The sequence below is a fragment of the Streptomyces sp. NPDC055103 genome (assembly GCF_053607625.1).
Window position 1 is genome coordinate 155,835 of the sequence record NZ_JBSGTX010000002.1, and the last position, 23,726, is coordinate 179,560.

Here is a 23,726-nt window from a genome sequence, read left to right on the forward strand (position 1 = left end):
AGCTCTTCACCACGCCCTCGTACGTGAGCTCGCGCAGCCGCCGTGTCAGCGCACGCCGCTCCACGAGCCGGTCCGCGGCCAGGCGGCGCATCGCCTCGGCGACGGCGAGCACCGCGTCGTAGGCCTCGAAACCGCGTGGGGGGGCGACGGGCGCCGAGCCGGACAGGCCCCACCGCTCGCGGTAGGCGGCGGTGAAGGCCTCGGCGGCCGGGGTCAGGGCCGACCAGGATCAATCCGCCCGCGAGCGCCGTGCAGCACGCGCGTAAGGCTCTTCCGCACGTCACGAGTCCCCCACCCCACGTCCACAGAATCACCGAAGTGAGGTGAATCGCACGCAGGCGAGGGTCAACTCACCCTCGTTTCAACATCATTCAGACGAATCGGCGACGCTCTCGCGACGCGCCTCGCCACGAGCCGCGTCGTACCGCGCGCGGGCCTCCTCGACCTCCGCGACGCGGAGGTCGGTCCAGCGGGCGAGCTCCCAGACCTGGCGGGCGGCCTCCTCGCCCATGGCGGTGAGGCTGTAGTCGACGCGGGGCGGGATGACGAGCTTGGCGTCGCGGTGGACGAAGCCGTCGCGCTCCAGGGTCTGGAGCGTCTGCGTGAGCATCTTCTCGCTGACGCCACCGACGCGGCGGCGCAGCTCGCTGAAGCGGTACGAGCGCTCGCGCAGCGCGATGAGGATCAGGACGCCCCAGCGGCTGGTGACGTGCTCCATGACGAGCCGGGCCGGGCACATGCCGCCGACGACGTCCGTCAGCGGGCTCTTCGGTTCCCCACTTACTTCCATACCAGTACCTTACTTCAAAGTGGGTACTTACGAAAGGAAAGCGCCCGACGTACGGTGAGTGCATCGCCCACCGCACCCCACGGGAAAAGGAAGCACCATGAGCATCGTCGTCACCGGAGCCACCGGACAGCTCGGCCGTCTCGTCATCGACGCCCTCCTCGCCACCGTCCCCGCCGCGTCCGTCGCCGCCGTCGTCCGCGACAAGCAGAAGGCCGCCGACCTCGCGGAGCGCGGTGTCGAGCTGCGGATCGCGGACTACAGCCGGCCGGAGACCCTGACGGACGCCTTCGAGGCCGGTGACCGGGTGCTCCTCGTCTCGGGCAGCGAGGTCGGACAGCGCGTCGCGCAGCACGCCGCCGTGATCGGCGCCGCCAAGACGGCGGGCGTCGCCCAGCTCGCGTACACCGGCGTCCTCGGCGGCGACGAGGCCGACTTCGACCTGGCCGCCGAGCACAAGGAGACCGAGCGGCTGATCCTCGCCTCCGGCCTGCCGTACACCTTCCTCCGCAACGGCTGGTACACCGAGAACTACACCGGGAACCTCGCCCCCGTCCTGGCCCACGGCGCCGTCGTGTCCAACGCCGGCGAGGGCCGGATCGCCTCCGCCACCCGCGCCGACTACGCCGCCGCCGCTGCCGCCGTCCTCACCGGCCCGGCCGACGAGCACCTGGGCAAGGCGTACGAGCTGAGCGGCGACATCGCCTGGTCCTTCGCCGAGTACGCGGCCGAGGTCGCCGCCCAGTCCGGCCGGGAGATCACGTACACCCCCGTCCCCGCCGAGGCGCACCTCGCGATCCTCACCGGCGCCGGGGTCCCCGAGCCCTTCGCCGCGATCCTGGTCGACGTCGACCGGGCCGTCGAGCACGGCGCGCTCGCCCTGCGGACCGGCGACCTGTCCCGGCTGATCGGCCGTCCCACCACCCCGATCGCCGTGACGATCAAGGAAGCCCTCGCCGCGTCCTGAATCACGCCCCCGGAATCACTCCCTCCCGGATGACACCTCCGCAATCACACCCCGGGTTGTCATGACCGTATAGCGATACGGGCATGACAACCCGCCCCGTGCGGCGCTACCTTCGACAGGACAGCGTGGCGCGCGGCAGGAGGTCCGGTGGAGACGAAGTCGGAGAACGAAGGTCGAGCAGGACTGCTCTACGGGATCGGCGCCTACGGCATGTGGGGACTGGTCCCGCTCTTCTGGCCGCTCCTCAAGCCCGCCGGCGCCATGGAGATCCTCGCCCACCGGATGGTGTGGTCACTCGTCTTCGTCGGCCTCGCGCTGCTCGCGGTGCGCCGCTGGAGCTGGATACCCGAGCTCGTGCGCAGCCCGCGCAAGCTCGCGCTGATCACGGTCGCCGCCGCTGTCATCAGCGTGAACTGGGGCCTCTACATCTGGTCGGTGAACAACGGCCGGGTCGTCGAGGCCTCGCTCGGGTACTTCATCAACCCACTCGTCACCATCGCGCTCGGCGTCCTCGTCCTCAAGGAGCGGCTGCGCCCGGCGCAGTGGGCGGCGGTCGGCGTCGGCTTCGCGGCCGTCCTCGTCCTGGCGATCGGGTACGGCCAGCCGCCGTGGATCTCGCTCACCCTCGCCTTCTCCTTCGCGGTCTACGGCCTGGCGAAGAAGAAGCTCAACCTCGGCGGCCTGGAGTCGCTCGCCGCCGAGACCGCCGTCCAGTTCCTGCCGGCCCTCGGCTACCTGGTCTGGCTCGGCACCCAGGGCACCCTGGCCTTCGGCTCCGAGGGCGCGGGCCACGCGGCCCTGCTCGCCGCCACCGGCATCGTCACGGCGGTGCCGCTGGTCTGCTTCGGAGCGGCCGCCATCCGCGTACCGCTGTCGACGCTCGGACTCCTCCAGTACCTCGCGCCGACCTTCCAGTTCCTGCTCGGGATCCTCTACTTCCACGAGGCGATGCCGCCGGAGCGGTGGGCGGGCTTCTCCCTCGTCTGGCTCGCCCTGACGCTCCTCACCTGGGACGCGCTGCGCACGGCCCGCCGCAGCCGGGCCGCGGTGGCGGCGATGACCGCGTCGGCGGCGAAGAGCGAGGCGGAGACGGAGCCGGTGGCGGAAGCGGTGAGGGAGGCGGAGGCCGTGGCCGTGGCTTCGGTGGACGCCGTCCCCGCTGCCGCTCCGGCGGCCCGCCCGGAGCGCTGACCGCTCACGCGTCCAGGAGATCGTGCTCCCGGATCAGCCAGCAGACCGCCGTCAGCCGCAGGGTCACGAAGTCGTGGCCCGCGGGCTCGGTCCACTCGGCCTCGGAGAGCCCGTCGGTGAACCCGAGGACGTAGTCGGCGAGCTCCTCCCGCCGTACGGTCCGGCCCTCCGGCCCCCGCTGGGCCGGGACGAGCGCGTCGCACACCGCGGCGGCGTGCTGGTCGACGGCGGCGGACAGGCTCGGCTCGGAGGTGACCTCCGCGAGCCGGGGCATGTACGCGACGGCGACATGGGTCAACGGGCAGCCGGGGGAATCGCTCATCACTCCACATTAGGTGCGGATCGGGATGTTCAGACCGTGACCTTGGTCGCAGCCGGGGCGGGCGCGGAGTGGCCGGTTACCGCCCCTGGAGTCGGTTCCCTCTTGTAACCGACCGGGTCCTGCGCTTCACGGAGCTCAAGCGCGAGATCGACGGCGTCAGCCAGCGCATGCTGACCGTGACGCTGCGCCAGCTGGAGCGCGACGGCCTGGTGAAGCGCACCGTCCACCCGGTGGTCCCGCCCCGCGTCGAGTACGAGCTCACGCCCCTCGGCGGGACGCTCCACACGACGATTCGCTCCCTGGTGACCTGGACCGAGCAGCACCAGAACGAGATCGCGGCGGCGCGCGAGGAGTACGACGCGAAGGAGGAGGCGGCGGCGGTCGCCTGAGGGCCGGGCCCGGAGCGGCGGGCCAGGGACACCCAACGGCCCCCGGGACATCCGGCGGACCGGGACACCCGGCTGCCCCGGGACACCCGGCGGACCGGGACACCCGGCCGCCCCGGGACACCCGGCGCTCCCGGACACCCGCCGTCCCCGGGATATCCGGTGGCACCGCCCCCCGCGCTTCGCGCACCCTGGCGTCCATGGAAGAACCGAAGTACCGGATCCGGGCGCTCCACACCCCGGACACCGTCACCGTCTACCAGGCGTACCGGCCGGGTATCGGTCTGCCCGCCGCCCGCGACGGGCGATTCCCGGCCACGTGGAAGCGGGACCGGATGACGTGGATCAAGCCGTCGTTCCTGTGGATGATGTACCGCTGCGGCTGGGGCCTGAAGGAGGGCCAGGAGACGGTCCTCGCCGTGGAGATCACCCGCGAGGGCTTCGAGTGGGCCCTGCGGAACGCCTGCCTCTCGCACTACGTGCGCGGCTTCCACCCCGACCAGGCCGCCTGGAAACGGGAGTTGAAGCAGGCCCCGGCCCGCGTCCAGTGGGACCCCGAGCGTGACCTGCACCTGCGGCCGCTGCCGTACCGCTCGCTCCAGCTCGGCCTGTCGGGCGAGGCCTCCCGCCGGTACGCGGACGAGTGGACGGTCTCCGTCACCGACGTGACCCCGCTCGCCCGCGACGTCCACGCGCTGGTCCGCGCGGGCGACCTGGCCGGCGCCGGCCGGCTGCTGCCCCGGGAGGAGCCGTATCCGACGCCCCAGGGGCTGCTCGACCGCCTCCTGGTTCAGGAACCGGCGGAACCGGCCGCCGAGACCGAGAAGTTGAAGTCGCCGGTGCCGAGCACCCCGTAGAGCCGCAGCCACAGCTGCATGAGCTGCTCGGTGGCCCGGGCGCTCGACAGGTCTCCGAGGTCCAGGATCCGGTCGGCGGGCCAGCCGAAGGAGCGCAGCAGGTCGGCGACCACCGCCTTCGCGTCCTCGTCGTCGCCGCTGAGGAAGACGTTGTGCCGGCCCGGGACCCGGCCGGGCTCGACCATCACCGTGTTGGTCATGGTGTTGAGCGTCTTCACGACGCGGGCCTCCGGGAACGCCCTCTGGAGCTGCTCGGCGACGCTGCCGCCGTCCGGCGTGGCGACCTTGGGCGGGAACCCCTCCGAGAAGTCGAGCGCGTTGGACACGTCGACGAGGACCTTGCCCCGGAGGCCTGCCGCGCCGACCGCCTCCAGGACGGCGAGGGAGACGAGGCCGCCGGTGGCGTTCACCACCAGCTCGGCGGGGCCGGCGGCGTCGGCGAAGGTGCCGTGCGCGCCGCCGTGCGCCTCGGCCCACTTCACGGCCTCGGCGTTGTCCGCCGTGCGGGAACCCATCGTGACCTCGTGTCCGAGGGAGACCAGCTTGGTGGCGAGGCGGCGACCGACCTCGCCCGTCCCCAGTACGGCGACCTTCATGACGTGCGCTCCTTGATGTCCGAAAATCCACGGCCCGGCGGGCCGACCCTACGACTCCGGGGGCGCCGGCGACATCCCTATCCGTCCCGCGTCGTCACTCCAGACGCCGCACGATCTCGGCCATCACGCCCTTCCAGTGGGCGCGTTGACGCTCGCGCTCCTCGGCGCTCGCCATGTGCTCCTGGTGGAAGCGGAGCACGGTCCGGCCGTCGCCCGCGGCGGAGACCGCGACCTGGAGGACGGTCTCGCCGTACGACAGGCGGACACGGTCACGGGGCCGGAGGCTGCGCAGTGCGGGGTCGCCCTCGGCGGGGAGTTCGGCGCCGGGCCCGAGCCAGAGAGCCAGGCCTTCGGGGCTCACGAGGAACTCCCAGACGGTCGAGACGGGCAGGGGCAGGGTCTTGGAAACGCCGATCTCCCAGCCGGCGTCCCGCGTCAGTCCCACGGGCATCATGCTTCTCCCTCCGATGGCGTACGGGCACGGTGCGCCCGCACCTTGTGGCGGTTGCCGCACCGGTCCATCGAGCACCAGCGGCGGCGCCCGGGGCGTGAGGTGTCGGCGAAGACGAGGGCGCAGTTGTCGGCGCCACAGACACGGACCCGGTCGGCGTGCGGCCCGGTGAGCAGCTCGACCGCGTCCCGGGCGACGGTCGCCAAGAGCCTGGCCCCGGTGGCTCCGGGCGCCCACGCGCGCGTGCCGTCGGCGGCGATCAAGGCGACGAGCGGGGGCTCGGCGGCAGCGGCGTTGACCACTGCCACCTCCTGGGGGTCGAGGTCGGCGCCCCCGGCCCGCGCGAGGGCGATGCCCCAGAGCGCGTCCCGCACCGCGCGCACGGCAGCCAGGTCGCGTTCCGTGACGGTGATGTCGAGTCCCGGGGCCAGGCGGCAGTCCCGCACCCAGTCGAGCAGCCCGTCGACCCGGTCGAGGACCTCGTACTGCGCGGCGACGGGGCCGGGTCCCCCGGTGAGGAGCAGCTCCAGACAGAGAGCCCCGGCATCGAAGCGGAATCGCTGTCCGTCGCGGTGCCGGAGGGTCATTCCGGTGGCGGCCTGCATCATGTAACCAGTATAACCAGTTACATGAAGCCCATCCATTGGAAGCTTGTCCTCGACGCCGCCGACCCGCACGCGCAGGCCGTCTTCTGGGCCGCCGCCCTCGGCTACCTGGAGGAGGACCACGACGCGCTCGTCCGGCGCCTCCTCGACGCCGGGGCCGCGCCGCCCGAGGCGACCGTCACCGTCCACCAGGGCACGGACCGCGAGCGCCTCGGCTGGCGCGACCTCGCCGCCGTCCGCCATCCGGACGACCCCCACGACCCGGCGACGGGCGGCGGTCTCGGCCGGCGCCTCCTCATCCAGCGCGTCCCCGAGCCCAAGACCGTCAAGAACCGGCTCCACCTCGACCTCCACGCGGACCCGGGCGGCCGCGAGGCGGAGGTCACCCGTCTGGAGGGGCTCGGCGCGACGGTCCTGCGGCGCGTGGACGAGCCGTCCGGGGCCTGGACGGTGATGGCCGACCCCGAGGGAAACGAGTTCTGCGTGCAGTAGAGGGGGGCCGAGGCCGGTGTCAGGGCCGCCGCACCTCGAAGTGGAAGCAGCCGTACTCCACGGCGCGGACGTGCACGAGGGCGACGGCCGGGTCGGCGAAGGCCTCCGCGAAGGCCCGGTCGAAGCCCTCGCCGGGCGCCTCGGGCAGCTCCAGGAGCCGCCCGCCGACGATCCGGCCCTCCGCGTCGTACCGCCGGACGGTCCGCAGCGCCCCGGCCCGCTCGAAGGGGTACGCCTCCGAGGGCCCGGGGCCCCCGCACTCCTCGGCGTGCACGAAGACGGGCCCCTGCTCGTCGTACGCCCCCGGCTCGGCCCCGGCCTCGGCGGCCCAGCGCCGCAGCGGTGCGTACGAGACGAGCGCGATCCGCTCCCCGGCGACGGACAGCCGCAGACAGCAGCGCAGGGGGCTCCCGCCCTCGGCGTCGACGAACGGCACACAGGCACGCCCGGCGTCGTCGGTGACGCGCAACCGGGCGAGGGCGGAGGACGGGACGGCACGGGCCGTGTAGATGCTCATGAAGCCAGCGTCACGCGCGCCCGCCCCACCCGCTGGCGGAATTCGGACGCCGCGCTCGGGTGGGCTTCCCCCTGCCTCCTGGCCTTTTACAGCCTCCTCAGCACCTGCGCCTCCGTGCGTTCCACCGACGCGCGGCCGTGCACGTGGACCAGGGCCAGGTGGAAGAGGGCCGGGGCCAACGGCGCCCAGCGGTGGCGGCGTTCGGGGGCGAGGAGGTGGCGGGTGACGTCGGCCGTACGGAAGGGGACGTACTCGATCGTCTCGTGCTCCCAGCGGTCCGCGACGCCCCGGCCCATGCGGGCCTGGAGCTGGTCGCCCGTGAGGTCGGTGAGCCGGGCGTAGAAGTGCGCGCTCCAGTGGCGCTTGCTGACGTCGAGGACGAAGGCGAGCAGCGTGAGCGTGTACTCGTGCGGCTCGATCGCCAGCTCCTCGCGCATGCCCCGCCGGGCGACCGAGTGCAGGTCGGGGGCGTTGCGACCGGCGGAGTCGATGTGGCGGGAGAGGCCCTCGTTGACGGAGGAGTTCCAGAGGCCCGGGGCCATCCGGACGCGGTCGCTGCGACGGCTGACGACGAGCAGGTGGTCGGTGGTGACGACGGCGATGTTGACGGCGAAGCTGCACTGGAGGAAGGCGGGCGAGGCGAGCGGCGCGTCCGGGTCGAGGTAGCGCCCGCGTGGCGTGGTGCCGTCGGGGAGGCGGCGGTCGAGCTGTTGGGCGGCGAGGAAGGTGTAGTAGTCCGTCGGCCGCAGCCGCAGGTGCACCTCGGACTGTTCGTCGAGGGCGGTACGGGAGACCTCGACGGACTCGACGGCGTACCGGGGCCCGTTCCAGACGGGTCGGCGCTCGCCGGCCTCGACGGCCCGGTTCTCCTCGGCCTCGATCTCGGCGCGCCACTCCGCCATCTCCGCGGGCAACTCGACGTCACCTTCGAGGACTTGGACATGGACGGATTCCGCGGCGATGGCCCGGTCGCCGTCGCCCTCGACGACGAGGGCGGGGGTGTGCAGCGGGCCGAGCGAGAACGCGGTCCAGGCGCGTCCGGGCTCCTGCCGGTAGGTGAGGCTGCGGACGACACCGGCGGAGCGGCGCCTGACCTTGAACCACAGGTCCTGCGTCCACTGCTGGAAGAGGGTCGCGAAGACGACTCCCAGAATGGCGCCGACGATTCCGTTTCCGAGGTCTATTCCGCTCACGGGCAGCAGCGTAGGTCACCGCTCGGACCCCGCCCCCGTAGCTCGTTCGCTGAGCGAACGCACCTGACCGGTTTCCGCTCTTGACGCGGAGTCAAACTCTCACTGAACATTCAGCACGCACAGCAGAACAACTGAACACCGCACATGCACTCGCACAGCTCCAGCGCCTCGTGGCACCCAAGCCCGAGGCGTCTCGCACGTTCCGTCCCATCCCCGTTCGGAATCCGGAGCCCCCACATGAACATCTCCGTGCCCAGACGCGTCACCGCGGTCGCCGCTCTCGCGGCCCTCGCGCTCGCCGGTCTCACCGGCACCGCAGGCGCCGAGTCGCAGGCCGTCGCCGCCGCGCCCGACATCCCCCTGGCCAACGTCAAGCAGCACTTGACGGACCTCCAGTCGATCGCCAACGCCAACGGCGGCAACCGCGCCCACGGCCGTACCGGCTACAAGGCGTCCATCGACTTCGTGAAGGCGAAGCTCGACGCCGCCGGATACACCACCACCGTCCAGCAGTTCACCTCCAACAGCGCCGTCGGCTACAACCTGATAGCCGACTGGCCGGGCGGCGACCCGAACCAGGTCCTGATGGCCGGCGCGCACCTCGACTCGGTCTCGTCCGGCGCCGGCATCAACGACAACGGCTCCGGCTCCGCCGCCGTCCTGGAGACCGCCCTCGCCGTCGCCCGCGCCGGGTACCAGCCGTCCAAGCACCTGCGCTTCGGCTGGTGGGGTGCGGAGGAGCTCGGTCTCGTCGGCTCGAAGTACTACGTCAGCCAGCTGCCGACGACCGAACGCGCCAAGGTATCGGGCTACCTGAACTTCGACATGATCGGTTCGCCGAACCCGGGCTACTTCGTCTACGACGACGACCCGACGATCGAGACGACCTTCAAGAACTACTTCGCGGGCCTCGGCGTCCCCACCGAGATCGAGACCGAGGGCGACGGCCGCTCGGACCACGCCTCGTTCAAGAACGTCGGCATACCCGTCGGCGGTCTCTTCACGGGCGCGAGCCGGGTCAAGACCAGTGCCCAGGTGTCGAAGTGGGGCGGTACGGCCACGGCCTTCGACCGCTGCTACCACTCGTCGTGCGACACGACGTCGAACATCAACGACACGGCCCTCGACCGCAACAGCGACGCGGTCGCGCACGCGGTCTGGGCGCTGTCCGGCACCACGACCACCCCGCCCACCGGCACGGTCTTCGAGAACACGGCCGACGTGTCCATCCCGGACAACGGCGCCGCGGTCACCTCGACGGTCAACGTCACCGGCATCACCGGCAACGCCCCGAGCAACCTCGCCGTCGGCGTGGACATCGTCCACACCTACCGCGGTGACCTCGTCGTCGACCTCGTCGCCCCCGACGGCTCGGTCTACAGCCTGAGCAACCGCTCCGGCGGCAGCGCCGACAACATCGTCCAGACCTTCACGGTCAACGCCTCCACCGAGGTCGCCAACGGCGCCTGGAAGCTCCGCGTCCAGGACAAGGCCTCGGTCGACACGGGCTACATCAGCGGCTTCAAGCTGACGTTCCCGTAGCGGGTCCGGAGGAAACAGAGCTCCCGGGTGGGTCGGTGACCATCGCCCCCGACCCGCCCGGGGTCCCAACCTGAGGGTTACTTACCGGCGTTGGCCGCGTTCACCAGCGCGTCCTGCGTCACCGCGCCGACGTAGACCCTGCCGTCATCCGTGAGCAGCGCGTTCACCAGCTTCGTCTTGAAGACGGTGCCCGAGCCGAACTTCCCGGTGACCTTGTCGCCGAAGGAGTCCAGGAGACCCTGGATCTCCTTCGGCGCCTCGTCCGTCTTCGGGGCCGGGGCGCCCGTGTCGAGCTTCGCGATCGCCGTCCAGCCCTCACCGATGACGTTCGGGCCGCCGCCCTCCCCGAGGCCGCCGAAGCCGCCGAGGCCACCGAAGCCGCCGAGGTCGCCGCCGAAGCCCTTCTCCAGATCCTTCGCGAGGTCCTCGGGGAGCTTCTCCTCGCCCGCGCCCTTCTCCGCGGCGCCCTCCGTGACCTTCGCGCCCTCCGGGGCCTCGAAGGTGAAGTCGGACGCCGCCGGCTTGCCGAAGTCGACCTTCGTGAAGCCCGCGTCGACGACCGGCTTGCCGCCCTCGACCGAGGACAGGGTGAACTTCAGCGGGGTGCCGGTCGCCGCGTCCACGGCGATCTTGATCGACTCGACCGTCGAGCCGGACTGCTTCGGCTTGACCACCAGCTGGTACGCGTCCCGGCCGGCCACCTTCGCCGTGCCGTCGACCGTGATCGACGTGGTGTCTCCGGTCGCCTTCAGGACCTCGTCCGCGAGCTCCTTCGGCGTGGTCGGGAGCTCCTTCGGCGCCGTGTGCTTCTCGGCGCCCGCGCCCTCGGGGGCCTTCTCGTGGAAGACCTCGTTGGACTTGCTGTCGTACGCCCAGACGTCGTCGCCGTTGTGGATCAGGCTGTACTCGTCGGAGCCGTCGAGCAGCGTCAGCTTCTGACGGTCGGGGCCGTCGGCCGCCACCCGCAGCGTGTGCGTGCCGGAGACGAGCTGGGTGAGCTTCTCGGTGGGGTCCGCCGAGGAGGGGCCGCCGTCCCCGCCGGCCAGAGCGCCGAGGTCGGCCAGGCCGCCGAGGGGCAGGCCGAGGTCGGTGGAGATCCTGAAGGTGCCGGACAGGGTCTGGGTGTCCGAGGCGGCGATCTTCTCGATGAGCTGCTGCGCCGTGATCTCCGGGAGGTCCGGGTCACCGGACGCCGCCAGTGCCGGGACGAGCCCGATGGTCGCCGCGGCCACTCCTGCCACCGCGACCGGGACGATGAACCGGCTCGCCTTACGGGTGTCTGCCATGGTCTCCGCTTCCTCCGTGCTGCGCCCTAGTGGTCGATGACTCCATCTGACCAAAGCGGGGGCGCGGAAGCGTCAGCCCCCGGGATCAACCTCGCGTACTGCTTCGGGATGACCCGACCCCGAGATTCCCTCAGCCGCGCGGTGGACCCCCGGCGCCCGGCGGGCGCCCGCGGACCCTCAGGCCGCGCGGTGGACCACCGCGTCGCACATCTCCTGGAGCGCCGCCTTGGCGTACCCGTCGGGCAGCGGCGCCAGCATCGCGCGCGCCTCCTCCGCGTACCGCACGGTGTCCCGGCGGGCCTGCTCGAGGGCCGGGTGGACGCGGAGCCGGCGCAGGACCTCGGCGTGCCGGTCGTCGTCCGTCAGGTCGCCGTCGACGAGGGCGACGAGCTCGACGTCCTCCGGGCGGCCGTGGGCGGCCGCCGCGGCCCGCAGGTGCAGGACGGGCAGCGTCGGGATGCCCTCGCGGAGGTCGATGCCGGGGGTCTTGCCGGATTCGTGGGAGTCGGAGGCGATGTCGAGGACGTCGTCGGCGAGCTGGAAGGCGACGCCGAGCCGCTCCCCGTACTGGGTGAGGGTATCGACGACGCTCTCGTCGGCGCCGGACATCATCGCCCCGAAGCGGCAGGAGACGGCGACGAGCGAGCCGGTCTTGCCGCCGAGGACGTCGAGGTAGTGCTCGACGGGGTCGCGGCCGTCGGTCGGGCCCGCGGTCTCCAGGATCTGACCGGTGACGAGCCGTTCGAACGCCTCGGCCTGGATGCGCACGGCCTCGGGGCCGAGGTCCGCGAGCGTGTGCGAGGCGCGGGCGAAGAGGAAGTCACCCGTGAGGACGGCGATCGAGTTGCCCCAGCGCGTGTTGGCGCTCGGCACTCCGCGCCGGACGTCCGCCTCGTCCATGACGTCGTCGTGGTAGAGCGTGGCCAGGTGGGTGAGCTCGACGACCACGGCGGAGGGCACGACGCCCGGCGCGTAGGGGTCGCCGAACTGGGCGGCGAGCATCACGAGCAGGGGGCGGAACCGCTTGCCACCGGCCAGGACGAGATGCTGCGCGGCCTCCGTGATGAAGGGGACATCGCTCTTGGTGGCGTCCAGGAGGCCCGCCTCCACAGCCGCCAACCCGGTCTGGACATCGGCCTCAAGAGCCTGGTCCCGCACGCTAAGACCGAACGGCCCGACGACGGTCACGAGGGGGTCTCCTGTCTGCTGACGCCTGCTGACGATCACACGGACTGTTCACATGGACTGTTGACGATCACATGGATTGTCGATGTGTCGCTCGATTCACTCAAGCCAGCGTATCCGGTCACCTTTCGATCACCGTGGGCGCCTTCCCGTCACCCCCGGTATGTTCGTGATCAGCTGATACGACCAGGAGTAGGTGAATTGTCCCGAACGACGATCGATACGGATACGAACGGCGAGCAGCCGCCCCCTGAGGACGACCACGCGTTCCTCGGTCACCCCCGTGGCCTGCTGACCCTCTCGGGCCTGGAGGTCTGGGAGCGGTTCTCGTTCCTCGGGATGCAGGCGATCCTCGTCCTCTACTTCGCCGCGAGCGTCTCCGACGGCGGCCTCGGCATGGCCTCCGGCACCGCCGCCTCGGTCTCCGCCGCCTACGGCACGCTCGTCTACCTCGTCTCGGTGGCCGGCGGCTGGCTCGCGGACCGCATCCTCGGCTCGTACCGCGCGGTCCTCTGGGGCGGCATCCTCATCGCCTGCGGCCACTACGCGATGGCCGTGCCGACCGCCGCCATGACCTGGCTGGGCCTCGGTCTGATCAGCGCCGGCACGGGCCTCCTCAAGCCGAACGTGGCGACCATGGTCGGCAAGCTGTACCGCACCGACGACGACCGCCGCGACGCCGGTTTCGCGCTCTACTACATGGCGATCAACATCGGCGCCTTCGCCGGCCCGCTGATCACCGGCTGGCTCGCCGACCACCAGGGCTACCACTGGGGCTTCTCGGCCGCCGCGCTCGGCATGACCCTCGGCCTGATCCAGTACGTGGCGGGCCGCCGTCACCTGGCCGGGCGCAAGCACGCCGCCGAGTTCGCGCTCGCCCCGGACGCCCTGCGCCGCGCCGTCCAGCTGATCGTCGTCGGGACGGTCGTGACGGCGATCCTCGCCGTGGGGCTCGCCCTCACGGGCTGGCTGACCATGGACCGGTTCGTCGACCTGCTGACGCTGATCTCGGTCACCGCGCCCGTCGTCTACTTCTGGGTGATGTTCACGAGCCCCCGGGTCACGGCCGAGGAGCGCGGCCGCCTCAAGCCGTACATCGTGCTCTTCCTGGCCTCGGTGGTGTTCAACTTCATCCTCTTCCAGGCGTACTCGACGATGATCCTGCTGGCGTCCACCAACGCCCGCACGACCATCCTCGGCTTCGACTTCCCGGCCGGCTGGTACGCCTCCGCCCTCGGCGCCTTCGAGGTCCTCCTGGCGCCCGTGGTGGCCGCCGCCTGGGCCCGGATGGGGCACCGGCAGCCGCACGCCTCCAACAAGATCGCCTTCGGTGTGATCCTCGGCGGCCTGTCGTTCCTCCTGATGGTCCTGCCGACCTCCGGGCACGCCGACGACACGTACCAGATGGCCGCCTGGTGGATCGTCGGCTCGTACCTGCTGCTGGGCCTCGGCGACGTGCTCCTGGAGACCTCCGGGATGTCCGCCACCAGCAAGCTCGCCCCGAAGGCCTTCTCCAGCCAGACGATGTCGCTCTGGTTCCTCTCGCTCGCGCTCGCCAACGGCATCCAGGCCCAGACCGTGAAGCTCTACGACGACGTCTCCAAGCCGGCGTACTTCGGCGTGAACGGCGCCGTGGCCGTCGCCGTCGGCCTCGCCGTGATCGCCCTGGCGCCCTGGCTGCGCCGCACCATGCACCCCGTCCACTGAGGCACCCCGAGGGGACCCGATGCCGAAGCCGAAGATCCGTACCGACTTCCCGTACGAGACCCGCCACGAGGACGTCCGCATCCCGCTGCCGGACGGCACGCGGCTGTACGCCCGGATCTGGCGCCCGGTCACCGAGGAGCCCGTACCGGCCCTCCTGGAGTACCTGCCGTACCGCCTCACCGACTGGACCGCGCCCCGCGACTGGCAGCGCCACCCCTGGTACGCGGGCCACGGCTACGCCTCCGTACGGGTCGACGTCCGCGGCCACGGCAACAGCGAGGGCCTCCCCGGCGACGAGTACGACGCCGTCGAGCTCGCCGACGGCGTGGCCGTCGTGAACTGGCTCGCCGAGCAGCCCTGGTGCACGGGGAAGGTCGGCATGTTCGGCATCTCCTGGGGCGGGTTCAACGCGCTCCAGGTCGCCGCCCTCGCCCCCGAACCCCTCAAGGCGATCGTCACCGTCTGCTCCACCGACGACCGCTACGACAACGACGTCCACTACATGGGCGGCTCGGTCCTCGGCGTCGACATGCACGCCTGGGCCGCCACCATGCTCGCCTTCGTCTGCCGGCCGCCGGACCCGCAGTACGTGGGCGAGGAGTGGCGCGAGCGGTGGCTGAAGCGCCTGGAGGCCGTGGACCCGCTCATCCACACCTGGCTCGCCCACCAGACCCGCGACGCGTACTGGCGGCACGGCAGCGTCTGCGAGGACTACTCCGCGATCGGGGCCGCCGTCCTCGCCGTCGGCGGCTGGCACGACCCGTACCGCGACACCGTCCTGCGGCTCGCCGAGCACCTCCCCCAGGACCGGGTGCGCGGCATCATCGGCCCCTGGTCCCACCAGTACCCGGACCGCGGCCTGCCGCCGGGCCCCGCCATCGGCTTCCTCCAGGAGACCCTGCGCTGGTGGGACCACCACCTCAAGGGCGCCGAGAACGACGTCATGGCCGAGCCGCTGCTGCGCACCTGGATCAGCGAGTCGCACCCGCCGGCCACCGTGTACGCGGAGCTGCCGGGCCGCTGGGTCACCGACCCCGCCTGGCCCTCCCCGAACGTCACCCCCGTCACGTACGCCTTCCAGGGCGCCCCCGTCGTCGTCGACTCCCCGCAGCAGACCGGCATCGACGCCGGCCGCTTCTTCCCCTTCGGCAACGACGCCGACCTGCCGCCGGACCAGCGCGACGAGGACGCCCACTCGGCCTGCTTCGACTTCCCCGTCCCCGAGGACGGCCTCCCCATCGAGATCCTCGGCCGGCCGTCCGTGAACCTCCACCTCCGGACGCCCGCGCCCACCGGCCAGGTCGTCGCCCGGCTCTGCGACATCGCCCCCGACGGCTCCTCCACGCTCGTCACCAGGGGCGCGCTCAACTTCTCCGCCCGCTACGGCCGCGACCGGTCCGTGGAGGCGCAGATCGACGAGTGGGAGAGCTTCGTCTTCGAGCTGAACGGCATCGGGCACACCTTCCCGCCCGGCCACCGCGTGCGGCTCGCGGTCTCCTCGACGTACTGGCCGTGGATCTGGCCGCAGCCGGACGCGAAGGGCTTCACGCTCGACCCGGCGGGCTCCTCCCTCACCCTGCCGGTACGCCGCCCCACCGAGGACGCCGTCGAGTGGGAGGAGCCGGAGCAGTCCGAGCCGCTGGGCGTGGCCTACCCGCGCACCCTGGAGGAGCCGCGCCCCGAGCGGGTCGTGGTGCGGGACGTGGCCAAGGGCGAGTGGAAGCTGGAGGTCGACCCGAAGTACGGGGGGACGCGGGTCTACCCGGACGGCCTGGAGTTCACCGAGGACGCGGTGGAGACCTACACGATCGACGAGGGCGACCCGCTGTCCGCGCGGACCCGCTCGGAGTGGTCGATCCGGCTGCACCGGCCCGAGCTGGCCTGGGACGTCACGATCGACACGCGCTCGGAGATCTCCTGCGACGCGGACTCCTTCCACACCTCGAACGAGGTGGTGTGCAGGGAGGGCGGCGAGGTCGTCTTCCACCGCACATGGGAGAAGAGCATCCCGCGCACGGCGGGCTGACGTCTCCCCGCAAGGGCCCCTCGGCCCCGGCGGCGGAGGCCCCGGTCTCCGCGGCGACGACGGTCCCGGACTGTCACCCGGTCGAGGTGAGTCCCGGACGCGCCGACAACGCGAAGCTGCACCGGCTGCTCCAGGACAGGGCGCGCGCCCACAACGAGCAGTTCGACGAGGTCGCCCATCGCCGTCCGGCAGGGCGAACTCGCCCATCCCCAGCTCTCGCTGCTCCACGGCCACCTGCTGATGAAGGGCCAGCTGTGGACCTGAGTCCCGGCCACGCGCGCCGGGCACGGGAACGGCCCCGGGGGTTCACTCCCCCGGGGCCGTTCCGTCATCTGTGGTACCGCGCGGACGAGCCGCGGGCGATGGGCCGTCAGACGTTCGCGGCGGCCTTGCGGCGGCGGGCGATGACGAGCGCGCCGGCGCCGAGGACGACGGCGCCCGCGGCGGCGAGGCCGAGCGGCAGGGTGTCGTTGGCACCGGTGGAGGCGAGGGCGCCGTTGTTCACCGGGGTGTTGGACGAGCCGCCCTGCTGGGTGGTGCCGGTGTTGCCCGCGGTGGCGGTCGGCGCCGGGGTGGGCGTCGTGGTCGACGGGGACGGCGCCGGGGTGGTGGTCGACGGGGTGGGCTTCGGCTTGTCGCCCTTGCCGAGGATCTCGAAGTTCGCGGTCGCGTACTCCTCGCCGAAGCCGCAGGTCTCGTCGTTGTTCTGGTACGCGCCGGCGGCGAAGGCGACACCGGGGCCGACCGGGGTGTCGGCGGCGACGGTGAGGCGCAGCTTCACGTCCTCGGACTTGCCCGCGGCCAGGGCGCCGACCTCGATGGACTCGTCCTCCTCGGTGATCTTCTTCCACTGCGGGACGTCCGCGGAGGACCACTCGACGGTGATGTACTCCTTGAAGTCCTCCTCCTCGTCGTCGACGTCCTCCATGCTGTCGGGCAGGGCGGCGGCGTAGGCGAGGGCCTCGACCTCGTCGAGCGTGCGCTCGGAGGTGTTGGTGACGCGCAGGGAGAAGATCGCGGCGGCACCGGCGGTGACCGACTTCGGACCGCTCAGGGCGACCTTGACGGAGTCGTCCTCAGGGCAGTCGACGCCCTCCTCGAAGGACTCCAGGGCCTCTTCCGCGTCGGCGAGCTCCTGCTCGGCCACGACGATGTCGGCCGCGAGGAGGCTGGCCTTCCGGGCGAGGGCGACCCGCGCGTCGTCGAAGGCCGTGTCCGCGTTCTTCAGGCGAAGGTCGGCCGCGGCCTTGGTGGTGGCGGCGGTCTCGACGGCGGTCTTCGCGGTGGCGACGGCCGTCTCGGCCGTCGCGATCTCCTCCGGAGTGGCGGTGCTGCCGGTCTCCTTCAGCTTCGCCAGATCCGCCTCGGCGGTGACGAGCGCCGCGTCGGCGGTGGCCTTCGCGGTCTTGGCGGCCTCGACGGCGGCCTCGGCGGCGGCGAGCTCGGTCTTCACGGCCTCGCCGACGTTGCCGTCCATGAGGTCCTTCACGACCGCCTCGCGCTTGGCGTTGAGGTCGTCGAGCTTGGCCTCCGCGTCGGCGACGGCCTTCTCCAGCGCCTCGTACGAGGGCTTCTCGTCCTCGTCGGACGCGGGCTTCTGCGTCGACGCGGACGACGGCTTGGTGTCGGCGAACGCCGGCGCGGCGGAGAGGAACACGACCGGGGTGGTCACGGCGGCGGCCACGGCGGTCGCGAGGATGCGACGAATCTTCACAGTGTGGACCTTTTTCCTGGTCAGGGAGAGCGAAAAGAGTGCGTTGGGGCACGCCTCCGCGGGGACTTCACGCGGCGCGACGCCACCGCGATCGTAGGGCCCGGGAGACCTCCTCGGGAGCCCTGTTCTCACCGCTCGGGGCGGGCTCCAGGACGACTCGCGGCCGCATACCGCGCGAATACGGACAGTTGCCCACGGAGGCCGCAGTTTCTGTGTGATCCATGTCATCAGAGCCCGGCGGCCCGCCCCGTAACGTGTCCCCCACACACGTGGAAAGCGAGGCACGCACAGATGTCCGAGCACAGCCCGCTCGACCTGGCCGAGGGCGATCCCTTCGGCCCGCACAACCTCCCGTACGGCGTCTTCTCCACCGCCGACGAGCCCGAGCGGCGCCGGCTCGGCGTCCGGATCGGCGGGTACGTGCTGGACGCGGGCGCCGCCGCGCACGCGCTCGGCTCGCCCTACGCCGCGCTGCTCGCGCAGCCGAGCCTGAACCCGCTGCTCGCGGCCGGGCGGACCGCCTGGCGCGATGTGCGCCGGGCGCTCACGGCCTGGGTGACGGTGCCCGCGCACCGGGCGGACATCGAGCCGCTGCTCCACCCGCTGGACGCGGTGACGCTGCACCTGCCGTACGAGGTCGCGGACTACGTCGACTTCTACGCGAGCGAGCACCACGCGACCAACGTGGGCAGGATCTTCCGCCCCGACGGCGACGCCCTCACCCCCAACTGGAAGCACCTGCCGATCGGCTACCACGGCCGTGCGGGCACGGTCGTGGTCTCCGGCACCGCTGTCGTACGCCCCTCCGGGCAGCGCAAGGCGCCGACGGACGCGGCCCCGGTCTTCGGGCCCTCCGTGAAGCTGGACATCGAGGCGGAGGTCGGCTTCCTCGTCGGCACCCCGTCGCAGCTGGGCCGGCCGGTGCCGCTCGGCGACTTCCAGGAGCACGTCTTCGGTCTGACGCTGCTCAACGACTGGTCGGCGCGGGACATCCAGGCCTGGGAGTACGTGCCGCTCGGCCCGTTCCTCGGCAAGTCGTTCCAGACGTCGGTCGCGGCGTGGGTGACGCCCCTGGAGGCGCTGGACGCCGCCCGGACCGCCCCGCCCGCGCGGGACTTCCCCCTTCTTCCGTACCTGGAGGACGCGGCCGAGGAGGTGCCGGGCGGCTTCGACGTGCGGATCACGGTGGAGATCAACGGCGAGACCGTCGCCGAGCCGCCGTTCTCCACCATGTACTGGACGGCGGCCCAGCAGCTCGCCCACATGACGGTGAACGGCGCCTCGCTGCGCACGGGTGACCTGTACGGCTCCGGGACGGTGTCCGGGCCCGAGGTCGGCCAGCGCGGCTCGCTGCTCGAACTCACCTGGAACGGCCGGGACGCGATCGACCTCGCCGGTGGCAAGCGGACGTTCCTGGAGGACGGCGACGAGGTCGTGCTCACGGCCTGGGCGCCGGGCCCGGACGGCACGCGGGTGGGCCTCGGCGAGGTCCGCGGCCGGATCGTCCCCTCCGCCTGAGTCGTGGTACGAGCCGCCTGACGCGTACGAGCCGTCCGGCCCGTACGGCCGTCAGCGCACCCGCCACAGCGCGGGGACGTTCGGCGGCTCCCAGCCGGCCTGGGCCGTGTGTGCCTGGAGGCACACGTGGCCCAGGCCGCCGTACGTGACGGCGTCCCCGGCCCGGTAGGCGGTCCCGGCGGCCCAGGTGCCGCCGGGAGACCCCGTGGAGGTCGCCGTCGGGCTCGGACTCGGGCCGGGGTCCTGCGGCACGTTCAGGACGAAGGACGGACCTGGCGCGGCAGAGGTGCCTGCCAGGACGATGCCGCCGCACAACACAAGGTGCGGCTTCCCTCTCGGCGAGCGGCACAGAGCACGAACGGCTCCGGCGATGGCACGGACAGCAGCGGCACACACACCAATGGGTCACCCCCGCGTGCGGCCTCCGTGCCGGGCGGCCGATGCTGCTGGAGGCGGCGGGAGCCGGGGAGAGCCCGCCGACGTCAGGCGCCCCGTACCGGCGCGCCCCCCTCCCGAGGAGCAGACACACATGTCCGCACGACCCCGCCCCTTGATGGCCGCACTCGCCCTGGCCGCCGCCGGCTCACTGGCCCTGGGGGCCGCCCCCGCGGTTTCGGCCGCCCCCGCCGGGAAGCCGGTCACCGACTTCCCCCACCCGGATCTGAAGAAGACGTACGACGCAACGGTGAAGTACAAGTCGGAGCAGAAGGCCATCGACGACGGCTTCCTGCGTACCGACACGTGCGTCGAGGACCCGAAGCTCGGTGGCATGGGCTACCACTACGTCAACCCGGCGAACCTCGGCTCCACCGACCCTACGAAGCCTGCCGCCGTGCTGTACGAGGAAGACCACAAGACCGGCAAGCGCGAGCTGGTCGCGGTCGAGTGGGTCGTCCCCGACCCGGACAAGAACCTGCCCAGGCCGCAGCTCTTCGACCGGGGTTTCGACGGGCCGTTCGACTTCGAGCCCGTCGGGCCCCACTACTCGCTGCACGCGTGGATCTTCAAGAAGAACCCGAAGGGCGTCTTCACCCCGTACAACCCGCGGGTGCACTGCACCCCCTGCCCTGAGGGCCACCCGAAGGCGTAGGCGTACGACGAAGGGCCCGGCCTTCCGCGCGCGGAGACCGGGCCCTCTGCCGTACCCCCGCTACCGGACGAAGACGCTCGCCTGGTTCGCCAGGTCCAGGAAGTACTGCGGCGCGAGGCCGAGCACCAGCGTGACCACGACGCCCGCCGTGATGGTGAGCGTCGTCAGCGCCGAGGGCACGGCGACCGTGGGGCCGTCCGCCTTCGGCTCGCTGAAGAACATCAGCACGATCACCCGGATGTAGAAGAACGCGGCGATCGCCGAGGAGAGCACGCCGACCACGACGAGCGCGCCCGCGCCGCCGTCCGCCGCCGCCTTGAAGACCGCGAACTTGCCGGAGAAGCCGGAGGTCAGCGGAATGCCGGCGAAGGCGAGCAGGAAGACCGCGAAGACCGCCGCGACGAGCGGCGAACGACGCCCGAGCCCGGCCCACTTGGAGAGGTGGGTGGCCTCGCCGCCCGCGTCCCTGACGAGCGTGACGACGGCGAACGCGCCGATCGTCACGAAGGAGTACGCCAGCAGGTAGAAGAGGACGGACGAGATGCCGTCGGGGGTGGCGGCGATGACACCGGCCAGCAGGAACCCGGCGTGCGCGATGGACGAGTAGGCCAGGAGCCGCTTGATGTCGGTCTGGGTGATGGCGACGATCGCACCGCCCAGCATGGTGACGATCGCGACGCCCCACATGACCGGCCGCCAGTCCCAGGTGAGGCCCGGCAGCACCACGTACAGCAGGCGGAGCAGCGCGCCGAACGCGGCGACCTTGGTCGCGGCGGCCATGAAGCCGGTGACCGGGGTCGGGGCGCCCTGGTAGACGTCCGGGGTCCACATGTGGAACGGCACGGCGCCGACCTTGAAGAGGAGCCCCGTGAGGACCATCGCGAAGCCGATGAGCAGCAGGACGTCGTTGCCCATGGTGTCGGCGAGCGCCGGGTCGACGGAGACGACGGCGCCGTCGACGACCCGGGCGATCGTCGCGTACGAGACGGAGCCGGCGTAGCCGTAGAGCAGGGCGATCCCGAAGAGCAGGAACGCCGAGGAGAAGGCGCCGAGCAGGAAGTACTTGACGGCCGCCTCCTGCGACATCAGCCGCTTGCGGCGGGCGACGGCGCAGAGCAGGTACAGCGGGAGGGAGAAGACCTCCAGGGCGACGAAGAGCGTCAGGAGGTCGTTGGCCGCCGGGAAGACGAGCATGCCGGCGATCGCGAAGAGCGCGAGCGGGAAGACCTCGGTGGTGGTGAACCCGGCTTTGACGGCCGCCTTCTCCTGGTCGCTGCCGGGGACCGCGGCGGCCTCGGCGGCGAAGGAGTCGACCTTGTGGCCGTGGTCGGCCGGGTCGAGCCTGCGCTCGGCGAAGGTGAAGACCGACACGATCGAGGCGAGGAGAATGGTGCCCTGGAGGAACAGGGCGGGTCCGTCGACGGCGATCGCGCCCATGGCCGCGATCTGGGCCTTGGTGGTGCCGTAGCCGCCGGCCGCCAGGGCGACGACGGCGGCGAAGGCCGCGGCAAGGGCGAGGACCGAGAGGAACACCTGGGACACGTAGCGGCCCTTGCGGGGCACGAAGGCCTCGACGAGGACGCTGACGATCGCGGCGGTGAGCACGATGAGTACGGGCGAGAGCTGCGTGTACTCGATGTGCGGTGCGGGGATCTTGCTCAGCGGCTCGACCGCCGCCGTCGTCCACAGGCTGTGGACAGCCGTTGCGCTCACTTGGCTGCCTCCACGTTCTCCACGGTGGGCTGGGGGTCCTTCTGCTGGACGTCGGACATGGTGTGCTTCACGGCCGGGTTGACGACGTCCGTCAGCGGCTTCGGGAAGACGCCGAGGAAGATCAGGACGGCGATCAGCGGGACGACCACCGCCAGTTCGCGCACCCTCAGGTCCGGCAGCCCGCGCACCTCCTCCTTCACCGGTCCCGTCATCGTCCGCTGGTACAGGACGAGGACGTACAGCGCGGCGAGGACGATGCCCGTGGTGGCGATGATCCCGGCCACCGGGTAGCGGGCGTACGTGCCGACCAGGACCAGGAACTCGCTGACGAACGGCGCGAGTCCGGGCAGCGACAGGGTCGCGAGGCCGCCGATGAGGAAGGTGCCGGCGAGCACCGGGGCGACCTTCTGCACACCGCCGTAGTCGGCGATGAGCCGCGAGCCGCGCCGGGAGATCAGGAAGCCGGCGACGAGCATCAGGGCGGCCGTCGAGATGCCGTGGTTGACCATGTAGAGCGTGGCACCGGACTGGCCCTGGGTGGTCATCGCGAAGATGCCCAGGATGATGAAGCCGAAGTGCGAGATCGACGCGTAGGCGACCAGCCGCTTGATGTCCCGCTGGCCGACCGCGACCAGCGCCCCGTACACGATGCTGATGAGCGCGAGGACGATGATCGCCGGGGTGGCCCACTTCGAGGCCTCGGGGAAGAGCCCCAGGCAGAAGCGGAGCATCGCGAAGGTGCCGACCTTGTCGACGACGGCGGTGATGAGGACGGCGACCGGGGCGGCCGCCTCCCCCATCGCGTTCGGCAGCCAGGTGTGCAGCGGCCACAGCGGCGCCTTCACCGCGAAGGCGAAGAAGAAGCCGAGGAAGAGCAGCCGCTCGGTGTTGGTCGCCATGTCCAGCGAGCCGTTGGCGCGGGCCTCGGCGATCTCGGTGAGCGAGAAGTTCCCCGCGACCACGTAGAGCCCGATGACCGCGGCCAGCATGATGAGGCCGCCGACGAGGTTGTAGAGCAGGAACTTGACCGCCGCGTACGAGCGCTGGGCCGCCGCGTTCTCGTCGGAGCCCGTGTGCGCCCGGTCGCCGAAGCCGCCGATGAGGAAGTACATCGGGATGAGCATGGCTTCGAAGAGGACGTAGAAGAGGAAGACGTCGGTGGCCTCGAAGGAGAGGATCACCATCGCCTCGACCATGAGGATCAGGGCGAAGAAGCCCTGGGTCGGGCGCCAGCGCGACGACTTCGTCTCCAGGGGGTCGGCGTCGTGCCAGCCCGCCAGGATGATGAAGGGGATCAGCAGGGCGGTGAGCGCGATGAGCGCCACCCCGATGCCGTCCACGCCGAGTTCGTAGCGGACCCCGAAGTCCTTGATCCAGGCGTGGGACTCGGTCAGCTGGTACCGCTCGCCGCCTGGCTCGAACCGTACGAAGACGACGGCGGCGAGCACGAGTGTGGCGAGCGAGACGAGCAGCGCCAGCCACTTGGCGGCGGTGCGACGGGCGGCGGGGACGGCGGCGGTGAGGATCGCACCGACCGCCGGCACCGCTGCCGTCAGCGTAAGGAGCGGGAAGGACATGAGA

The 23,726-nt window shown here is 71.7% G+C and carries 22 protein-coding genes and 1 pseudogene; 10 read left to right on the forward strand and 13 right to left on the reverse strand.

Annotation, left to right across the window (positions count from 1 at the left end; genetic code table 11):
- Positions 1-367: 367 nt before the first annotated feature.
- A complete protein-coding gene (locus ACWFR1_RS02720) occupies positions 368-790 on the reverse strand; it encodes a winged helix-turn-helix transcriptional regulator (RefSeq protein WP_453545656.1) in 423 nt (140 codons plus the stop codon).
- A gap of 97 nt (positions 791-887) precedes the next feature.
- Between ACWFR1_RS02720 and ACWFR1_RS02725 the strand changes: the two genes are divergently transcribed.
- Positions 888-1,754 (forward strand): SDR family oxidoreductase, encoded by an 867-nt coding sequence (locus ACWFR1_RS02725; protein WP_453545658.1) that lies wholly within the window; start codon positions 888-890, stop codon positions 1,752-1,754.
- Between the two features lie 210 nt (positions 1,755-1,964).
- Positions 1,965-2,945, forward strand: coding sequence for an EamA family transporter RarD (gene rarD / locus ACWFR1_RS02730; RefSeq protein WP_453545782.1), 981 nt, complete (start codon positions 1,965-1,967; stop codon positions 2,943-2,945).
- A gap of 4 nt (positions 2,946-2,949) precedes the next feature.
- Here the strand turns inward: rarD and ACWFR1_RS02735 are convergent, their stop codons facing one another.
- On the reverse strand, positions 2,950-3,267 hold the full coding sequence (locus ACWFR1_RS02735) for a DUF6401 family natural product biosynthesis protein (RefSeq protein ID WP_453545660.1): 318 nt from the start codon (positions 3,265-3,267) through the stop codon (positions 2,950-2,952).
- Between the two features lie 8 nt (positions 3,268-3,275).
- Here ACWFR1_RS02735 and ACWFR1_RS02740 point away from each other — a divergent pair, with 8 nt between their 5' ends.
- Together ACWFR1_RS02740 and ACWFR1_RS02745 are read left to right on the forward strand one after the other, a co-directional pair.
- The gene (locus ACWFR1_RS02740) at positions 3,276-3,656 is read left to right on the forward strand and encodes a winged helix-turn-helix transcriptional regulator (RefSeq protein ID WP_453545785.1); all 381 of its coding nucleotides are present in this window, start codon (positions 3,276-3,278) and stop codon (positions 3,654-3,656) included.
- 197 nt (positions 3,657-3,853) lie between these two features.
- Positions 3,854-4,510 carry a DUF4291 domain-containing protein gene (locus ACWFR1_RS02745; protein ID WP_453545662.1) on the forward strand — a complete coding sequence of 219 codons (657 nt, stop codon included), beginning with the start codon at positions 3,854-3,856 and terminating at the stop codon, positions 4,508-4,510.
- Here the strand turns inward: ACWFR1_RS02745 and ACWFR1_RS02750 are convergent.
- The 3 genes from ACWFR1_RS02750 to ACWFR1_RS02760 all read right to left on the reverse strand — a co-directional run bounded on the left by ACWFR1_RS02750 (position 4,444) and on the right by ACWFR1_RS02760 (position 6,165).
- Positions 4,444-5,106 (reverse strand): NADPH-dependent F420 reductase, encoded by a 663-nt coding sequence (locus ACWFR1_RS02750; protein ID WP_453545664.1) that lies wholly within the window; start codon positions 5,104-5,106, stop codon positions 4,444-4,446. The genes ACWFR1_RS02745 and ACWFR1_RS02750 overlap by 67 nt on opposite strands.
- A 94-nt stretch (positions 5,107-5,200) precedes the next feature.
- Positions 5,201-5,557 (reverse strand): SRPBCC domain-containing protein, encoded by a 357-nt coding sequence (locus ACWFR1_RS02755; protein WP_453545787.1) that lies wholly within the window; start codon positions 5,555-5,557, stop codon positions 5,201-5,203.
- Positions 5,557-6,165 (reverse strand): CGNR zinc finger domain-containing protein, encoded by a 609-nt coding sequence (locus ACWFR1_RS02760; protein ID WP_453545666.1) that lies wholly within the window; start codon positions 6,163-6,165, stop codon positions 5,557-5,559. The genes ACWFR1_RS02755 and ACWFR1_RS02760 overlap by 1 nt, the downstream gene beginning before the upstream one ends.
- A gap of 21 nt (positions 6,166-6,186) precedes the next feature.
- On the opposite strand from ACWFR1_RS02760, the gene ACWFR1_RS02765 reads away from it, so the two are divergent.
- Entirely contained in the window at positions 6,187-6,654 is a 468-nt protein-coding gene (locus ACWFR1_RS02765; RefSeq protein WP_453545668.1) for a VOC family protein, read from the forward strand.
- Between the two features lie 19 nt (positions 6,655-6,673).
- Here ACWFR1_RS02765 and ACWFR1_RS02770 read toward each other — a convergent pair whose 3' ends face one another.
- Both ACWFR1_RS02770 and ACWFR1_RS02775 read right to left on the reverse strand, forming a co-directional pair.
- Positions 6,674-7,171, reverse strand: coding sequence for a DUF1203 domain-containing protein (locus ACWFR1_RS02770; RefSeq protein WP_453545670.1), 498 nt, complete (start codon positions 7,169-7,171; stop codon positions 6,674-6,676).
- Between the two features lie 86 nt (positions 7,172-7,257).
- Entirely contained in the window at positions 7,258-8,364 is a 1,107-nt protein-coding gene (locus tag ACWFR1_RS02775; protein ID WP_453545673.1) for a hypothetical protein, read from the reverse strand.
- Positions 8,365-8,601: 237 nt separating this feature from the next.
- Between ACWFR1_RS02775 and ACWFR1_RS02780 the strand changes: the two genes are divergently transcribed.
- The gene (locus tag ACWFR1_RS02780) at positions 8,602-9,906 is read left to right on the forward strand and encodes a M28 family peptidase (RefSeq protein WP_453545675.1); all 1,305 of its coding nucleotides are present in this window, start codon (positions 8,602-8,604) and stop codon (positions 9,904-9,906) included.
- Positions 9,907-9,983: 77 nt separating this feature from the next.
- Here ACWFR1_RS02780 and ACWFR1_RS02785 read toward each other — a convergent pair whose 3' ends face one another.
- Both ACWFR1_RS02785 and ACWFR1_RS02790 read right to left on the reverse strand, forming a co-directional pair.
- Positions 9,984-11,192, reverse strand: a complete 1,209-nt coding sequence (locus ACWFR1_RS02785) for a LolA family protein (protein WP_453545677.1) — start codon at positions 11,190-11,192, stop codon at positions 9,984-9,986.
- A gap of 177 nt (positions 11,193-11,369) precedes the next feature.
- A complete protein-coding gene (locus ACWFR1_RS02790) occupies positions 11,370-12,380 on the reverse strand; it encodes a polyprenyl synthetase family protein (protein ID WP_453545679.1) in 1,011 nt (336 codons plus the stop codon).
- 198 nt (positions 12,381-12,578) lie between these two features.
- Here ACWFR1_RS02790 and ACWFR1_RS02795 point away from each other — a divergent pair, with 198 nt between their 5' ends.
- Both ACWFR1_RS02795 and ACWFR1_RS02800 read left to right on the forward strand, forming a co-directional pair.
- Positions 12,579-14,084, forward strand: coding sequence for a peptide MFS transporter (locus tag ACWFR1_RS02795; protein WP_453545681.1), 1,506 nt, complete (start codon positions 12,579-12,581; stop codon positions 14,082-14,084).
- 19 nt (positions 14,085-14,103) lie between these two features.
- Complete coding sequence (locus tag ACWFR1_RS02800; protein WP_453545683.1) at positions 14,104-16,110, forward strand: CocE/NonD family hydrolase; 2,007 nt, start codon at positions 14,104-14,106, stop codon at positions 16,108-16,110.
- A 370-nt stretch (positions 16,111-16,480) separates the two neighbouring features.
- Here ACWFR1_RS02800 and ACWFR1_RS02805 read toward each other — a convergent pair whose 3' ends face one another.
- The gene (locus ACWFR1_RS02805; RefSeq protein WP_453545685.1) at positions 16,481-17,824 is read right to left on the reverse strand and encodes an LPXTG cell wall anchor domain-containing protein; all 1,344 of its coding nucleotides are present in this window, start codon (positions 17,822-17,824) and stop codon (positions 16,481-16,483) included.
- 291 nt (positions 17,825-18,115) lie between these two features.
- Between ACWFR1_RS02805 and fahA the strand changes: the two genes are divergently transcribed.
- Complete coding sequence (fahA, locus tag ACWFR1_RS02810; protein ID WP_453545688.1) at positions 18,116-19,342, forward strand: fumarylacetoacetase; 1,227 nt, start codon at positions 18,116-18,118, stop codon at positions 19,340-19,342.
- Positions 19,343-19,393: 51 nt separating this feature from the next.
- On the opposite strand, the pseudogene ACWFR1_RS02815 reads toward fahA, so the two are convergent.
- Positions 19,394-19,606, reverse strand: a pseudogene (locus ACWFR1_RS02815) (carbohydrate-binding protein); the annotation flags it as partial.
- Positions 19,607-19,871: 265 nt separating this feature from the next.
- Between ACWFR1_RS02815 and ACWFR1_RS02820 the strand changes: the two are divergent.
- Positions 19,872-20,432 (forward strand): hypothetical protein, encoded by a 561-nt coding sequence (locus ACWFR1_RS02820; RefSeq protein WP_453545690.1) that lies wholly within the window; start codon positions 19,872-19,874, stop codon positions 20,430-20,432.
- Between the two features lie 60 nt (positions 20,433-20,492).
- Here the strand turns inward: ACWFR1_RS02820 and nuoN are convergent, their stop codons facing one another.
- Together nuoN and ACWFR1_RS02830 are read right to left on the reverse strand one after the other, a co-directional pair.
- Entirely contained in the window at positions 20,493-22,145 is a 1,653-nt protein-coding gene (gene nuoN / locus ACWFR1_RS02825; RefSeq protein WP_453545691.1) for an NADH-quinone oxidoreductase subunit NuoN, read from the reverse strand.
- Positions 22,142-23,722, reverse strand: coding sequence for an NADH-quinone oxidoreductase subunit M (locus tag ACWFR1_RS02830; protein ID WP_453545693.1), 1,581 nt, complete (start codon positions 23,720-23,722; stop codon positions 22,142-22,144). Before ACWFR1_RS02830 ends, nuoN begins: the two co-directional genes overlap by 4 nt.
- Between the last annotated feature and the right edge of the window lie 4 nt (positions 23,723-23,726).